14 protein-coding genes are annotated in these 14,155 nt (G+C 63.7%); 8 read left to right on the top strand and 6 right to left on the bottom strand.

Annotation, left to right across the window (positions count from 1 at the left end):
• Nucleotides 1-12 precede the first annotated feature (12 nt).
• Complete coding sequence (locus tag AC3WVQ_RS27690) at nucleotides 13-1,014, bottom strand: LacI family DNA-binding transcriptional regulator (RefSeq protein WP_089042872.1); 1,002 nt, start codon at nucleotides 1,012-1,014, stop codon at nucleotides 13-15.
• A 297-nt stretch (nucleotides 1,015-1,311) separates the two neighbouring features.
• On the opposite strand from AC3WVQ_RS27690, the gene AC3WVQ_RS27685 reads away from it, so the two are divergent.
• The 4 genes from AC3WVQ_RS27685 to AC3WVQ_RS27670 all read left to right on the top strand — a co-directional run bounded on the left by AC3WVQ_RS27685 (nucleotide 1,312) and on the right by AC3WVQ_RS27670 (nucleotide 5,561).
• On the top strand, nucleotides 1,312-2,244 hold the full coding sequence (locus AC3WVQ_RS27685; protein WP_034798471.1) for a sugar ABC transporter substrate-binding protein: 933 nt from the start codon (nucleotides 1,312-1,314) through the stop codon (nucleotides 2,242-2,244).
• A 117-nt stretch (nucleotides 2,245-2,361) separates the two neighbouring features.
• Nucleotides 2,362-3,924, top strand: coding sequence for a sugar ABC transporter ATP-binding protein (locus AC3WVQ_RS27680; RefSeq protein WP_268088501.1), 1,563 nt, complete (start codon nucleotides 2,362-2,364; stop codon nucleotides 3,922-3,924).
• A gap of 1 nt (nucleotide 3,925) precedes the next feature.
• A complete protein-coding gene (locus AC3WVQ_RS27675) occupies nucleotides 3,926-4,939 on the top strand; it encodes an ABC transporter permease (protein WP_060521908.1) in 1,014 nt (337 codons plus the stop codon).
• A gap of 145 nt (nucleotides 4,940-5,084) precedes the next feature.
• Nucleotides 5,085-5,561, top strand: a complete 477-nt coding sequence (locus AC3WVQ_RS27670) for an RbsD/FucU family protein (protein ID WP_060644571.1) — start codon at nucleotides 5,085-5,087, stop codon at nucleotides 5,559-5,561.
• An 18-nt stretch (nucleotides 5,562-5,579) separates the two neighbouring features.
• Here AC3WVQ_RS27670 and AC3WVQ_RS27665 read toward each other — a convergent pair whose 3' ends face one another.
• The 4 genes from AC3WVQ_RS27665 to AC3WVQ_RS27650 form a co-directional block, all read right to left on the bottom strand.
• Nucleotides 5,580-6,626: a glutathione synthetase gene (locus AC3WVQ_RS27665; protein WP_060529375.1), complete on the bottom strand. Its 1,047-nt coding sequence runs from the start codon at nucleotides 6,624-6,626 to the stop codon at nucleotides 5,580-5,582.
• A gap of 8 nt (nucleotides 6,627-6,634) precedes the next feature.
• Nucleotides 6,635-8,518 carry a flavohemoglobin expression-modulating QEGLA motif protein gene (locus tag AC3WVQ_RS27660; RefSeq protein ID WP_089042870.1) on the bottom strand — a complete coding sequence of 628 codons (1,884 nt, stop codon included), beginning with the start codon at nucleotides 8,516-8,518 and terminating at the stop codon, nucleotides 6,635-6,637.
• Nucleotides 8,515-9,339, bottom strand: a complete 825-nt coding sequence (locus AC3WVQ_RS27655) for an N-formylglutamate amidohydrolase (RefSeq protein WP_090296452.1) — start codon at nucleotides 9,337-9,339, stop codon at nucleotides 8,515-8,517. Before AC3WVQ_RS27655 ends, AC3WVQ_RS27660 begins: the two co-directional genes overlap by 4 nt.
• A gap of 129 nt (nucleotides 9,340-9,468) precedes the next feature.
• Nucleotides 9,469-10,368: a LysR substrate-binding domain-containing protein gene (locus AC3WVQ_RS27650; protein ID WP_492383270.1), complete on the bottom strand. Its 900-nt coding sequence runs from the start codon at nucleotides 10,366-10,368 to the stop codon at nucleotides 9,469-9,471.
• 106 nt (nucleotides 10,369-10,474) lie between these two features.
• Here AC3WVQ_RS27650 and AC3WVQ_RS27645 point away from each other — a divergent pair, with 106 nt between their 5' ends.
• The 3 genes from AC3WVQ_RS27645 (at nucleotide 10,475) to AC3WVQ_RS27635 (ending at nucleotide 11,763) form a co-directional block, all read left to right on the top strand.
• Nucleotides 10,475-10,669, top strand: coding sequence for a hypothetical protein (locus AC3WVQ_RS27645; RefSeq protein WP_034798505.1), 195 nt, complete (start codon nucleotides 10,475-10,477; stop codon nucleotides 10,667-10,669).
• Between the two features lie 165 nt (nucleotides 10,670-10,834).
• Nucleotides 10,835-11,098 (top strand): hypothetical protein, encoded by a 264-nt coding sequence (locus AC3WVQ_RS27640; protein ID WP_309142281.1) that lies wholly within the window; start codon nucleotides 10,835-10,837, stop codon nucleotides 11,096-11,098.
• 62 nt (nucleotides 11,099-11,160) lie between these two features.
• A complete protein-coding gene (locus AC3WVQ_RS27635) occupies nucleotides 11,161-11,763 on the top strand; it encodes a nitroreductase family protein (RefSeq protein ID WP_060521914.1) in 603 nt (200 codons plus the stop codon).
• Between the two features lie 43 nt (nucleotides 11,764-11,806).
• Here AC3WVQ_RS27635 and AC3WVQ_RS27630 read toward each other — a convergent pair whose 3' ends face one another.
• Nucleotides 11,807-12,124, bottom strand: a complete 318-nt coding sequence (locus AC3WVQ_RS27630; protein ID WP_034798484.1) for a potassium channel family protein — start codon at nucleotides 12,122-12,124, stop codon at nucleotides 11,807-11,809.
• A gap of 307 nt (nucleotides 12,125-12,431) precedes the next feature.
• On the opposite strand from AC3WVQ_RS27630, the gene AC3WVQ_RS27625 reads away from it, so the two are divergent.
• On the top strand, nucleotides 12,432-14,102 hold the full coding sequence (locus AC3WVQ_RS27625; protein ID WP_034798485.1) for a SulP family inorganic anion transporter: 1,671 nt from the start codon (nucleotides 12,432-12,434) through the stop codon (nucleotides 14,100-14,102).
• Nucleotides 14,103-14,155: the final 53 nt, after the last annotated feature.

Here is a 14,155-nt window from a genome sequence, read left to right as displayed (position 1 = left end):
CGCGCCGTGATGTCAGGGTGTTGAGGGCGCGGCGCAAGAGCCGCGTTTCATCAGCATTGGCTGCAGCTTGTATTCCTCCTGCAGCGCATGGCTGCCGAGCACGCCTTCGAGTGCCAGCCGGGCGATCTCGTCGATCGGCTGGCGAATGGTGGTGAGCCGCGGCAGCACCAGCGAAGCCAGAGGAATGTCGTCGAAGCCGACGATCGAAAGGTCGTTCGGGACCCGAAGCCCCATGTCGTCGGCGGCGCGCAGCAAGCCGATTGCCTGCTGGTCGCTGGCGGTGGCGATCGCAGTCGGGCGACTTGCTACGGGTTGCGTCAGCAGCTGCTTACCAAGTTCTTCACCTGAGCGGTAGTCGAAGTGCCCCTCGACGATCTGCGGCGGAACGTAGTCGCCTGGGTGGCTTTTCTGGAATTCCTCGAGCCGTTGAACGAAACCGCCGCGGCGCTCGCCGGAGACTTCGGTCGTGCCCGGACCGCTGATATAGCCAAGCCGACGATGGCCGAGCGAAAGCAGGTGGTCCGCGGCGAGATAACCGCCCTGACGATTGTCGACGGAGACGAGCGCATGGCCGCTCAAGGGCCGGTCGACGGTCACCGTGCGCGTGCGCGACGCCAATCCATCGGCGAGGCTGTTGCTGACGGGAACGAGGATCAGCCCGGCCGGCAACCGTCCGAGCAGGGTTTCAATTTGCTGCTTCTCGGCGTCCGGGTCGTCATGGGTGTTGGCAAGCAGCACCGAGTAGCCTTCGGCGGAAGCCAACATCTCCACCTGTTTGGCAAGCTCGGCAAAGAAGGGGTTGGTGATGTCAGGCACGACCAGGCCGATAATGTCGGTCTTGGCGAGCCGGAGGCTGCGACCGAGAATGTTCGGTCGGTAGCCGATCGCGTCGATCGTTGCTTCGACCTTAGCCCTGATGTCCTCGCTCACCGTCTTGTTCTTGGCAAGCACACGCGAAACCGTGCCGACGGACACCCCGGCGCGCTGGGCAACATCCTTGATCGTCGGGTTCAAACGGTCGGCTCCCTATCACGTTCGCTGCATCGATCAGGAGGGAAAAATCATGCAACGGATCAAAGTCTTACGCCAGCGACCGCGGGTCCGCCCGACGGCAGCTGGCCTTCCTCTTAGATCAGAGAATGCCGCGAACCGGTAGCGGCTTCCAGCACAAATTTCTCAGCGATGAAACGTTTCATATTGACAGCGATACCGCCTTTCTATCTTCTAAAGGTCGAAGCGGGCCACGCATGTTCATGTGATGAAACGTTTCATTGATGGTTGGAGGGCCATCTTTTCACCGGAGGAGAACCCATGAAATTTTCCCTGTATGCGTCTATCGTCGCACTTACCGTTGCCACCGCATTGCCGACACTTGCCATGGCTGCCGATAAACCCGTCGTCGGCCTCGTCATGAAGTCGCTTGCAAACGACTTCTTCAAGAACATGCTGGAAGGCGCCGAAGCACATGCGCAGAAGCGTGGCGACTACGAGCTTAAAGCCATCGGCATGCAGAACGAGACCGACTTCGAGAGCCAGCTGAATGGCGTCGAGAACTTCATTACCCAGGGCGTCGATGCGATCGTGATTGCGCCGGCCGACTCCCGCGCCATGGTCGCGCCGCTGAAGAAGGCGATGGATGCGGGTATTGTCGTCATCAATTTCGACGTTTCGCTCGACGAGCAGGCAAAGAAGGATGCCGGCGTCGATCTGGCCTTCGTCGGCCCTGACAATCGAGGCGGCGCCAAGATGGTCGGTGATGCGCTCGCCAAGGATCTCGGCGCCGGCGGTAAGGTCGTGATCCTCGAGGGCAATCCGGGCGCCGACAATGCAGCGCAGCGCAAGCTCGGCTTCGAGGATGCGATCGCGGCAGGCAAGCTCGATCTTCTCGATTCTCGGACGGCGCATTGGGAAACGGAAGAGGCCAATTCCGTCTTCTCGACCATGCTGACGGCGCATCCCGATATCCAGGGTGTGCTCGCCGCCAACGATTCCATGGCGATCGGTGTCGTCAAGGCGCTCGACGCGGCTGGCCGAAACGACATCAAGGTCGTCGGCTTCGACAATGTGCCGGCGGTAGCCCCCATGCTGAAGGACGGCAAGCTTTTGGCGACAGTCGACCAGTTCGGTTCGCAGATGGCGGCGAACGCAATCGACAAGGCGCTCGAAGTCGTGGCCGGCGGGCCCAAACTCGAAGGTTGGGTGAAGACCGACATCGAGCTCGTGACCAAGGACAACGTGAAATAGCTCTGAGACCGCGCGTGCGCACCGGGCGCTGCCCGGTGCGCTTCGGCAAGGACAGCATCCGCCGCAGGCCAATGGTTTGCGTGCGCAATTGCTGCGTTTCAAAAGGGCCAGGTCATGATGAACACGCAAACCGTGCAGGCGGAAGCGGCTGGCGTTTCGATGCCGCCGGTTCTGGAACTGCACGATGTTAAGAAGGCCTTCGGGGGTACCAAGGCACTGAACGGCGTCAGCCTCTCCATTCAGCCGGGCGAAGTGCACGGCCTCATCGGCGAGAACGGTGCCGGCAAATCGACTTTGATCAAGGTTCTCTGCGGTATCGTCCGTCCGGACGAGGGCGCAATCAATCTTGCAGGCCGGGCCTATGCGCCGGCCACGCCCCGGGAGGCCAAGGCCAACGGTCTCCAGGTGGTGCACCAGGAATTCAACCTTCTGCCCCATCTGTCGGTGGCGGAAAACATCTTCATCGAGCATCTGCCGCGCAATGCGTTCGGCGTCGTTAGACGGCAGGAGATGCATGCCGGCGCACGGGCCGCACTCGACGCCATCGGCCTCAGCGACATCGACGTGCGCTGGCCGGTCGCGCGCCTCGGCATCGCCCACCGACAGTTGGTCGAGGTGGCGCGCGCGCTGATGACGGAAAGCCGTATTCTCATCCTCGACGAGCCGACGGCGACGCTGACGTCGCGCGAAACCGAGCGGCTGTTCAAGATCGTCAGCGACCTTCGCCGTCGCGGCGTCTCGATCGTTTTCGTGTCGCATCATCTCGACGAGGTCTTCCGCATCTGCGATCGGGTGACGGTGCTGCGCAACGGCGAGACGGTGTTCTCGCGGCCGATCGTCGAGACCAATCAGGACGAACTTGTGCGCGCCATGGTGGGCCGCAAGCTGCAGCAGCAGATGGCGAGCGAAGTGGTCTCGTTTGCTCGGCCGGCACAGGCGTTGTCGCTTGCCCGGTTTCGCCCGCCGCAATCGCCGCATGCCGAGGGCATTTCACTGCACCTGCACAAGGGCGAAATCCTGGGGATCGCCGGGCTTGTCGGCTCCGGCCGCACCGAGCTTCTGCGGGCGATCGCGGCCGCTCAACGGCCGCTCTCCGGTGAGCTCTTCCTTGAGGGGAAGCGCGCCTCCTTCCGCTCGCCGCGCGAGGCGATCAATGCCGGTATCGGCTTCGTGACCGAGGACCGGAAAGAGGAAGGCCTGATCCTCAACATGTCGATTTCGGCCAATGTCACGCTCGCGTCCCTCTCGGACGTCTCGCGTGCCGGCATCCTTGACAGGAAGGCGGAAATCGAAGTGACGGAACGGCTCGGCGCCGAGCTCAAGCTGAAATATGGCGGACCCGGCAAGAATGCCGCGACGCTCTCGGGCGGCAACCAGCAGAAGGTGGTGCTCGCCAAATGGCTGGCGCGCAATCCGAAGGTACTGCTGCTCGACGAGCCGACACGCGGCGTCGACGTCGGCGCCAAGGCCGAGATTTATGCCCTGATCCGCCAGTTCGCTGAACGTGGCTTGGCGCTGTTGATCGTCTCGTCGGAGCTGCCGGAACTGATGACCCTGTCGGACCGCATCCTCGTGATGTCGCAGCACCGTGTCGTCGGCGAGCTGTCGCGGCCGGAATTCTCCGAAGAACGTATCCTGCAATTTGCCTACCAGGGCGAGCAGCAACAGGCGAGGCAGTAAGATGCAAGCACTCGAAAAGACACAAGCCGGCGAAACCGTCCATGCCCGCCAGCTGCCGGGCTGGTCGCCAAAGGTGCTCCTGCGCGATGCCGGCATCGGCCTGGCGCTCCTGCTTTTGATCCTCTTCTTCTCGGTCTCGACCGAGCACTTCCTGACGGCCAACAACATCTCCAACATCCTGACGCAGATCACCATCAACCTGATCCTCGCCGTCGGCATGACCTTCGTCATCCTGATCGGCGGCATTGATCTTTCCGTCGGCTCGATGCTGGCCTTCTGCGCCGTCGTCGGCGGCACGGTGTTGACGATTCCCGATCTCTCGGTGTTCCAGGCCGTGGCGCTGGCAACGCTCGCCGCTGTCGGCACCGGCGTCGTCTGTGGCTTCCTGAATGGCTGGATCAGCGCCTTCTGGGGGCTGCCCTCCTTCATCGTCACGCTTGGCATGCTGAACATCGCCCGCGGTGCCGCGCTGCAGGTGACGGACGCACGCACGATCTATTCGTTTCCGCCGAGCTTCAACGCCTTCGGCTCGCAGATGATCTTCGGCATCCCCGTCGTCTTCCTGATCGCGCTGCTGCTCGTCGCGATCGCCTGGTTCGTACTGTCAAAGACGGTGTTCGGCCGGCTGCTCTATGGCATCGGCAACAACGAGGAGGCCGTGCGTCTCGCCGGCCATTCGCTGATGTTCTACAAAGTGGCGGCCTTCACGATTGCCGGTGCGCTCGTCGGCATCGCCGCCATGGTCTACATGGCCCGCCTTAACATCGCGAGCCCGATCATCGGCATCGGCTTCGAGCTGAACGCGATCGCCGCCGTCATCATCGGTGGCACGAGCCTCAACGGCGGCCGCGGCACGGTGATCGGCACCCTGCTCGGTGCCTGCATCACTGGGGTGCTTGCCAACGGCCTCATCCTGTTCGGGCTCAGCGATTTCATGCGGCAGATGATCACCGGTGTCGTCATCATCCTCGCCGTCATCATAGATAAATATCGCGAACGGCTGACCGGTATCTAAGACCGGGAGCCACGTGCGGACGGATCGCCGCCCGCCGCAATCGACGAAACGCGGTGAAGGACAAGGTGGTCGGGTCGATAGACCCGCCCGCGGGGATCTCTGCGGCCTGGTTTTCACGCAGAAGCAAATGGGGAAGGTTAGGCTGATGCTCAAGAACATCGATCCGGCGCTAAACGCCGACGTGCTGCATGCACTACGCTCAATGGGACATGGAGACCGGATCGCGATCGTTGACGCGAATTTTCCCGCCGACACGATCGCCCGCCACACCCGGCTCGGCCTACCGCTGCACATTGCGAATGTCTCGGCCGCGCGTGCGGTGCGCGCCATTCTTTCCGTCATGCCGCTCGACACGCCGCTGCAGCCCTCGGCGGCGCGGCTGACGCCGGACGGAGAGGCGGGCGAACTGCCGGACGTCCAGCGCGAGGTGCAGGCCGAGCTCGTGCGTGCGGATGGTATTCTTTCGAAGATGTATGCGATCGAGCGTTTCGCCTTCCACGAGGAAGCGAAGCGCGCCTATTGTATCATCGTGACGGGCGAGGCGCGCCGCTTCGGCAGCTTCCTCTTCACCAAGGGCGTGGTGCCGCCGGCCAGCCACTGGCACGAGGCCGTCGCCGGGTGAGAGCCACCTTGGCCGCCATCAAAGGGTCGCAAGCTCCCGATTGGAAAGCACGCCATCATTGGCCCGCCTTATCTCGACCTTCCGTTCGAGCTCGGCGACGATGTCTTCGCTGAAATCGATCGAGGTCAGCTCGGCGATCTCGGGCAGGGCGCCGGGCGTGAAGACATTGACCTCCACCAGCTTGTCGCCGACGACGTCGAGGCCGACCAGGAACATGCCGTCGCGCACCAGTTTGGGGCGCATCTCTTCGGCGACGGCAAGCATCGCCGGGGTGACGACGGCCGCGGCGGGCCGGCCGTTGACATGCATGTTGGAGCGCAACTCGCCTTCCGCCGGAACGCGCCGCACGGCGGCATAGGTGTCGCCACGCTTGAGCGGCCGGCCGTTCATCAGGAACAGGCGGACGTCGCCCTCCGTCGCCGCCGGCAGGTATTCCTGCGCGATCACATAGCCCATCTCGCTGACGGCCTCGAAGATCTGGTTGAGGTTCGTCTCATGGCTGGAGCCGACCTTGAAGACGTTCTTGCCGCCGGAGCCCTGCAGCGGCTTCAGGATGACGCCTTCGGGATGGGCGTCGAGGAAGGACCGGACCTCCTCCATGTGTTTCGTGATCAGCGTGGTTGGACGGACGACCTCGGGAAAACCCTGCAGATAGAGCTTGTTCTGTGCTGCCGCCAATCCGTCCGGGTCGTTGACGACGATCGCACCGCGCTCGGCGGCGAGCCGCCCGAAGATGATGCCGGCCTGGGTCGCCCAGGGACGCGTTGCGGCATCCTCCGAGGGGTCGTTGCGCAGAAAGAGGATCTGGATATCCGTAATGTCCAGGACCTCGCGCCGCGTCGCATCACCCCGCAGTGCCGCAATGAAGGTTTCAGCCTTGCGCGGCTTTGCAGTTCCGAGAGAAAGCGCATGGACGATCAGGCGGCCGTCGGGTGTCAGAACGAAATCGCCTGGCGTGAGGTAGACGATCTCATGGCCGCGGGCGAGGGCGGCGAGTGCCAGCGACGTCGTCGCATAGAACGTCTCTTCGCCCTCGATGGAGTTGACGAGAAAGGCAATGCGCATTCGGTTTCCTACTCTGAGATCAAGTCGAGCGGGGACAGTCCCCTTTGGGCTCGCTGAAGTCGGTCGCGCGCTTTGACCTCATCGAGAAAGATAGGGCGGAGCGCTGCGGTACCAAGGAGGCCGCGCAGGCTGAGTTCCTGGATCGCGCCGAAATGCGAGGCGGCGATCTTGCCCATCCAGAACGGTTCGAGAGTGCCGCCGCCGGCGAGGTGATCGAGAAGCTGCAAGAGGCCGCGCAGGTAGATCGCGTCCTTGACCAGCCCGCCGCCGCGATAGATGCGCAGCGTGATGTTGAAGGCCTCGGTGGCCGCAAAGCCATGACCGTCGACGAGCAGCCGGTAGGTCTGCGGAAAGGGTGCGCCGTCGAGCATGGCGGCGCAGCCGACGACCCGTGCCGCCAGCACGCGCAGCCGGTCTATCGTCATGCCGGCGCTCAGATATTCGGCAAAGACCGCGAGCCCCTCCTGCATGCCTTCGTAACCGGCCAGTCCGGAGCGAAGGATACGCAGCCCCTGGGCCGAACCGTTGAAATAGGTCAGCAGATGCACGCCAATCTCGTGGTTGAGCAGCGCCTCGACGCGATCGGCGTCGAGCGCGGAACTCCTGGCGATCAAAAGCTGGCCGCGCGAAACGAGCAAGCCAGCCGGCAGGTCGTCGCGAATGTCGACGGAGGCGGAAAAATCGGCCGACTGGCGCCGATAGGCCGATATCATCGCCTGGGCGCGCTCCCTTATGTACTCGCAATCGCGCCTGTCTGCGGCCGAAGACCGTGCATCGCGGTCGGGTGCAGTGCGCGCCAGGATTTCGGAGGCGGCGTCATGAAGCGTGGCTTCCACCGGGCCATAGAGGGCGCGACCGAACTCGACGAAGGTGCGCGTCTCCCGCGCCGAGATCATCGACAACTGCAGATCGACCTCCTGCTGCTTTTCCCGGTACAGCGCGTAGAGCAGCGGATCTTCGAGATGTTCGAAGTTGAGGGAAAAGAGCTTCCGCTTGGCCGTCTCGATCTGCAGCGTCAGCGGCCGGTAGTAGAGACGCGGACTCTTGGAGAAGCCGCCCGAAGCGAACTCCGTCCAAGCGGCTTCGGCGTTGATTGGCGTCACCGCCAGAAGGAAGTCGAAGCTGGAGGCAATCTCGTCGATGCCGCGGTCGGCGCGCACGACGGCATCGACGAAGGCTTTTCGGCCGAAGGCACGGTGCGTCGGCAGCCGAAAACTGTCCGATTTTGCGCGGGCGAAAGCAGCAACGGCTCTTAGCCCCGCGTCGAAGATGCTCGCGACCAGCCGCTCGCGCAGTTGCGGATAGATGCGGCGCGTTCCCGGCTCGCAGTAGATCGGCGCGAAGCGCACCGTCAGGTGTGGGGTGTCGAGCGCAAGCGCCTTTCGGCCTGTCGCTGTCGCCGCTGGGCGCTCGACGAGCGTCACATGCGGTGTGCGGAATTTTCCTTCGATCGTTGCCGCCGTCTCGATCAGGGCCTTGGCGGCGACCTGCTCGGCGGCACGCGCGCCGGCGACCACCTCGATCAAAAAGGGCGGCAGGAAGGGCGCGTCCTTGGCCGGCGGTTCATCGCTTTCGAGCTCACCGAATTCGAGCACGATGAAAAGGCCGAGTCGCTGTTCGATTACGCGCCCGACACGTTCGATGATTGCGGCGGCGGTATCGATGTCGGGCGCCAGTAGATAGGCGGCGTTCGCCTGGGCGATGTCGCGCGCCACCGGCTGTTGGTGCTCGGCGGCGATGTGCACGCAGAGGAAGGGAACGAGGCGGTCGATGTGCAGCCGTCCGCCCTCGCCGAAATCGCGCCGCACGGCGCGGCCATCCGTCAGCCGGCCGATGGCTTCGTCGAGCCAGGCCGGGGCCGGACTTACGGGCGTCGCTTTCTCCTCCGTCATCGCTGCCTCGCCAACGTTTCGGTCAGGATCGGGACGAGGGAAGAGACCAGTGCCCGCAGAGAACGAAGCGCCCGGATATCCGGCTTGCCGGTCCATTCGTCCATGAAGGTCTTCTTGAACTCGATCGCGATCGCGCAGCCGGTCTCGGGAAAATGCTCGTGGATGAAGCGCGTCTGCTCTCCGCGTCCTTGGAAGGCGACGTTCTCGCGTACATCCACCGGCCGGCCGTCGATAGAGGCGGTGCCGAGCGCCGACATCAGCGTATCGATGACGCCGGCCCATCTGAGCCGATCCATCGAGGAGGTCCCGATGTTGATTTCCGGGGCTTCGTCGGGAGCCGCAGGCGCGGCGTCCGGTCCCTGTCGCCGGTGGTTGTAGCTGTGCATGTCGAGCACGATGAAGCGACCGTGGCGGCGCTCGATCGCCGTCAGCATCGAATGCAGCATGGCATAGTACTCGTCATGGACGGCGAGGGACGCCTCGATCATCTCGACGGGCGGATGTTCCCGCCAGACGGAAAGGCCCCAGGCTTGCGCCGGCTGAAGATAGACCGCGCCCGTGCGGGCACGGTTGAGGTCGACCTCGAAGCGGGACCTGTGGACGACGATGCGGTTGGCAAGATCGCGGATGACGAACTCGGTGAACGGATCCTCCTCGCGCAGCCGTTCCTCGTCTGTCAGGGCGGTGAGCGCGCGGGCGTCGCTGCGCATCGCGTGCCCGTTGTGGATCGCCGTGCCGACGATCGGCCCATCGCCGCGGTGTGCGGTCCACCAGGTGGTTTCGCTGGCTGAGCGGAACTGTTCCGTCGGCTCGCTTTGCATCTTCGCTCCCGCACTCCCTCGCTCTGGTCGCTACGGGGGTGCAACTCCCCGGTGGCCCGAAGGGTTCCAGAACGGGAGAAATTTCCGGGGCGGTCGAGACGCAAGGCCACCCCGCTTCGACAGCCGCCCTCAACGTTTTTGTTGGCCGATCTCGCCGAGAATCCACTGGCGGAAGGCGCTGATTTTCGGGGCGTTTCGCCGGCTTTCCGGATAGACCATCCAAAAGGCCTGGCTCTCGTCGCAGAGCAGATCGAAGGGCTGGATCAGACGCCCGTCTGCGAGTTCCGCGGCAAAGAAGGCCGGCGTCAGGATCGCCACGCCCTGTCCGGCCGCGGCCGCATTTCCCTCATAGACTTGGGCGCCCATGCTGGAGCCGGGCCGGCTCGCAAGCCCTTCCACCGGCACGTTGGCGGCGGCAAACCACTGCGCCCACCAGGGATCACCGGGGTCGAGAAGCGGCAGGCGCAGGAGGTCGGCCGGTTCCTTCACGCCACCGATGCTGGCCGCAAGGCCTGGGCTCAACATCGGCGAAAAATCGGCGTTGATCAGACGGTGGGCGGCAAGTCCCGGCCACTCGCCGCGGCCTGAGCGAATGCCGATATCGACCTCCTCGCGACTGAAGTCGACGAGATGCGGCTCGGTTTGAAGTCGCACGGCAAGCGAGGGGTGAGTGATCTGAAACGAGCCGAGGCGCCGCGCCAGCCAGTTGGAGGCAAAGGTCGCGATCGTACTGATGACCAGTGTTCCCTGGGCGCCGCCGCCCGCGCTCACATAGGCTTCGCTGAGCTGCTCGAAGACCTGCGTCACCACGGGTGCAAGCCGCTGGCCGACCTCGGTGAGCGCGATCTGGCGTGGGCGGCGGAGGAACAGGGATGCGCCGATCCGATCTTCCAGCACCTTGATCTGATAGCTCACCGCAGCTTGCGTCATGCCGAGTTCGCTTGCGGCATTGGTGAAACTTCCATGGCGCGCGACCGCCTCGAAGACCCGTATCGCCGTCAATGGGGGAAGCGGAAGTGTCTTATGCATCAAATGGCCTTATGCATGGTGACCGATATTCGATTGGAAGTTGATGCCGTCCACAACCATTTTCAAGGTCCGTCCATTAGACGGATTGATGAAGAGGATGACGGCTATGACAACTATTCAAGTACGTAGTTTTTCGTCGACAAACGATTTTTCCGTCGGTTCCTGGCTGGCGCTCCTGTTCGCGAGGAAGAGCCGGACGACCGATGTCGTCGACGTCAGGGATCTGTCGGATCACCTGAAGCGGGATATGGGCTTTCTCGACGGCAACCGCCCCGACGGGCACGACCTCCCGACCGCATGATTTCGTCCGACCGCTTGATTTCGACAGACCCGGGCGGACCTCCCACCGCCCGGGTCTTTTCTTGCCCGCGACGCAGCGTCGTCGCCCGGGCGGAGCAGTTTTCCACGTCCCGCCCGCTCTTTGGGTCAGAATTCCTTTAATCTACTGTTTAAGTGGATAATCTCGGTGGTGTCGGCCGGCGCGAGTTTGCGGCGGCCGCCTGAGATGAGGTCCATGATGAGCATGTTGCGGCAATACGAGCGTTTGAGTGCAATCCGCGAGGTCCTGCAGGGCCGGCTGGAACTGCACGAGGCACGCGATTGTTTTGGTTTCGACGATATCGAGGATGGCACGGTCCATGAGCTTAAGGATCGCATTGCCGAACTTTCCGATGAGATCTCGACCTTGAAAAGCCGCTGCGGACGCTATCAAAGCTTCGGCCGTCAGTGACCAAATCCGCCATCAATTACCTGAAGTGACGGCGGCACGCCGTCGATGAATGGAACATCCCCATGACGTTGCATGTAAATTCCCGCGTCGCAGATTATGCGATCAACCCGCTTTTTCTCGAGCGCTGGTCTCCGCGCGCCTATTCGGGTGCCGAGATTTCCGAGCCCGAGCTGTTCGAGATTCTTGAGGCTGCTCGCTGGGCGCCGTCCGCCTACAATGCCCAGCCTTGGCATTTCGTCTATGCGCGCCGCGGCAGTGAAGGTTGGGAGAGGCTGCTCGGCCTCCTGAACGAGTTCAACCGGAGTTGGGCGGCGGAGGCATCGGCGCTGATCTTCGTGTTGTCGAAGACTTCACTGTTGCCGCCCGGCGGTAGCGAAGAGGTGGCGTCCTACACCCATTCCTTCGATGCCGGTGCCGCCTGGGGTGCGCTTGCGCTGCAGGCAGCGCATTCCGGCTGGCAGGCGCATGGTATGGCCGGTCTCGACTATGAGCGCGCGCGAACGGAGCTCGGCGTGCCCGAGAACTATCGGATCGAAGCGGCCGTCGCGATCGGGCGTCTCGGCGACAAGGCGCTGCTTCCGCACGCGCTGCAGCAGCGCGAGCAGCCAAGCCCGCGCAAGGCGCTGTCGGAGATCGTATCCGAAGGCCGGTTCGTGGCCGGCTGACCCGTCAAACGAGGGGGCGGGCAAGGCTTGCCGGCTTGCCCCCTCAGTGGTCGTCGGTCTCATCCCGGCTAGTCTCATTCAGCGCCTGCACGGTGACCGCAGCGACGAGGCCGGTCAGTACGATGCCGGAAAAACCGATCACCAGCGCCAGCACCCGAGCGCTCAGATGCTTCGGCGTGATGTCGCCGTAGCCGATGGTCAGGCCCGTGACGAAGGTGAAATAGAACGCTTCGTCGAGCCGCCAGTCTTCGATGCGGCCGATGACGACGCCGGTTCCTGCCATTACGATCAGGATCGCTGAGAAGATCGGCCAGAGCAGCTGAAGCTGCTGGTAGAGATTGGAGAAGAACCGGCGTCGCATTCTCTTCGTCTGCCGCCGGCGTTGAGATTCCGCCACGCAATCCTCCCTCTCGCGGATAGGCCTGGAAGGCGAACCAGCCGCGCCCCCAAGACGATCGGCCCAAGGCTCGCTTGCCGCCGCCGAAATCCCTTCGCAAACGCACCGCCGCCGCTCTGAAGATAGCCCTGAGTCGGGTCGGCTTCCAGCGCCTGTTTTCCGGCCGGCAAACGGGATGCGATGCCGTCAGTTGCATTTCTTGCAACCGCTTTGGCCGAGTGCTATCGCTTTAGAATAATCTCATGAAAGCTCCTGCCAAAGGACAACCCGGATGGCATCGCATGAGCATTCACTTGCCGGCGACGGCCGCTCTCTCTCCGCGGGCCTGCGGCTCGACGTGATCGCAGGTCTTACGGCCGCCGCCGTGGTCCTGCCCAAGGCGATGGCCTATGCCACGGTCGCCGGCCTGCCCGTCAGTGTCGGCCTCTACACCGCCTTCGTGCCGATGATCATCTACGCGCTTCTCGGCACGTCGCGCGTTCTCAGCGTCTCGTCGACCACCACGCTTGCGATCCTCGCCGGCACGCAGCTCGGCCTTGCCGTCCCGGATGGCGATCCGGCCAAGCTGCTGACGGCGACCGCGACGCTGACGGCGCTCACCGGCGCGCTACTGTTCCTGGCATCGCTGCTGCGTTTCGGCTTTGTCGCCAATTTCATATCGTCGCCGGTGCTGATCGGCTTCAAGGCCGGCATCGGCCTTGTCATCGTGCTCGACCAGGTGCCGAAGCTGCTCGGCATTCACATCACCAAGGAAGGCTTCTTCCGCGATATCCTCAGCATCGCCGGGCACCTGTCCGAGACCTCGATGCTCACGCTCGCGATTGCGGCCGCGGCTCTGGTGGCTTTGCTTGCGATGGAGCGCCTCTGGCCGCATTCGCCGGCGCCGCTTCTGGCGGTGGCCGCGGGCATCGCGCTTTCCTGGTTCGCGGGTCTCGCCGCGCTCGGCGTTTCCACCGTCGGCTTCATCCCGCAATCGCTGCCTTCGCTGACACTTCCGAGCTTGGGTCTTGTTCAGGAACTCTTGCCGGGCGCGCTCGGCATCGCGTTGATGAGCTTCACCGAGACCATTGCCGCCGGCCGGGCCTTTGCCGCTCCGTCCGACCCGCCGATCCGGGCGAACCGCGAGTTGCTGGCGACGGGTGCCGCGAATTTCGGGGGCGCCTTTTTCGGTGCCATGAGTGCCGGCGGCGGCACGTCGCAAACCGCCGTGGTGCGAGCGGTCGGCGGCCACAGCCAGATGGCGTCTCTGGTCACCGCGGCGGCTGCGGCTGCGACCATGCTGGTCCTGGCGCCGCTGCTCGGCCTGCTGCCGCAGGCCGTGCTTGCGGCGATCGTCATCGTCTACTCGGTCGGGCTCATCAAGCCCGCGGACTTCCTCTCCGTCCGCAAGGTCCGGCTGATGGAGTTTCACTGGGCGTTGGCCGCCTTTCTCGGCGTGCTGTTTTTCGGCACGCTGCAGGGCATCATCGTTGCAATCGTGCTGTCCTTCATCGGGCTCGCGCGCCAGGCGGCCTCGGCGAAGGTCTATGTCGTCGGCCGCAAGCGCGGCACCGATCGGCTGCGGCCGCTCTCGTCCGCGCACCCCGATGACGAGACCTTCGAGGGACTTTTGATCCTACGCCCGGAGGGTCGGCTCTTTTTTGGCAATGCCCAGCAGGTGGCCGACCAGGCGCAGATGCTGGTCGCAAAGCAGAAGCCCAGAGTTGTCGTGCTCGACATGAGCCGGGTTTTCGACATCGAATATTCGGCGCTGCAGATGATGATGGAGGGCGAGCGCCGCATCAGCGAACACGGCGTCACCGTCTGGCTGGCCGAGCTGAACCCGGACGTGCTTGCCTATGTGCGCGCATCCGGCTTTGCCGATCAGCTCGGCCCTGACCGCCTGTTCGTCAATACCCGCACGGCGCTCCAGCACTATCTGGCCGGCGCCGCGCAGGCGTAAAGCAATTCCAGGAAAAGCGCACAGCGGTTTTCCGTCCGGAATTGTGCTCAGAA

This window comes from Ensifer sp. EB106-05-01-XG146 (assembly GCF_058791875.1).
This window is presented reverse-complemented; position numbering and strand designations above follow the sequence as displayed.